We start from the raw sequence: 400 nt of genomic DNA, 5'->3' as shown, positions 1-400 counted from the left end.
GGAATCTTGCGCAATGGGCGAAAGCCTGACGCAGCCATGCCGCGTGAATGATGAAGGTCTTAGGATTGTAAAATTCTTTCACCGGGGAAGATAATGACGGTACCCGTAGAAGAAGCCCCGGCTAACTTCGTGCCAGCAGCCGCGGTAATACGAAGGGGGCTAGCGTTGCTCGGAATTACTGGGCGTAAAGGGCGCGTAGGCGGACATTTAAGTTAGAGGTGAAAGCCCAGGGCTCAACCCTGGAATAGCCTTTAATACTGGATGTCTTGAGTTCGGGAGAGGTGAGTGGAATGCCGAGTGTAGAGGTGAAATTCGTAGATATTCGGCGGAACACCAGTGGCGAAGGCGACTCACTGGCCCGATACTGACGCTGAGGCGCGAAAGCGTGGGGAGCAAACAG

At 54.2% G+C, this 400-nt stretch carries 1 rRNA gene; it reads left to right on the top strand.

Annotated features, from left to right (window positions below):
• Positions 1-400: ribosomal RNA gene (locus BSZ14_RS18915) — 16S ribosomal RNA — on the top strand; the annotation flags it as partial.

Source organism: Sphingomonas sp. Sph1(2015) (genome assembly GCF_001970915.1).
Taxonomy (GTDB): domain Bacteria; phylum Pseudomonadota; class Alphaproteobacteria; order Sphingomonadales; family Sphingomonadaceae; genus Sphingomonas; species Sphingomonas parapaucimobilis.
Note: the sequence above shows the minus strand (reverse complement) of the source record. Positions and strands in the feature narration are given on the sequence as shown.